Genomic DNA, 395 nt, shown 5'->3' with positions numbered 1-395 from the left:
CGCCTCGACGGAGCCGAGGTTGCCGGCGTTCACGTTGTCCCGGTCCAGGTCGATGACGTACGCGACGCCGCCGGACATGCCGGCCGCGAAGTTGCGCCCGGTCTCGCCGAGGACGACCGCGTGACCGCCGGTCATGTACTCGCAGCCGTGGTCGCCCACGCCCTCGGAGACGACCAGCGCGCCGGAGTTGCGGACGCAGAACCGCTCGCCGACCTTGCCGCGCAGGAACATCTCGCCGCCGGTGGCGCCGTAGGCGAGGGTGTTGCCCGCGATGACGCTGTACTCGGCGAGGTGGTCGGCGCCGCGGTCCGGGCGGACGACGATCCGGCCGCCGGACAGGCCCTTGCCGACGTAGTCGTTGGCGTCGCCCTCCAGGCGCAGCGTGACACCGCGCG

Annotated in this window: 1 protein-coding gene; it reads right to left on the bottom strand. The window is 73.2% G+C overall.

Features of this window, described 5'->3' with window-relative positions; translation table 11 throughout:
- Positions 1–395 (bottom strand): hypothetical protein (locus LPA54_RS41290; RefSeq protein WP_228985518.1); only part of this gene is annotated, 395 nt, incomplete at both ends.

The organism is Streptomyces sp. DH12 (assembly GCF_020873895.1).
Taxonomy (GTDB): Bacteria; Actinomycetota; Actinomycetes; order Streptomycetales; family Streptomycetaceae; genus Streptomyces.
The sequence above is the reverse complement of the archived record's forward strand: the minus strand, read 5'-3'. Positions and strand labels throughout refer to the sequence as shown.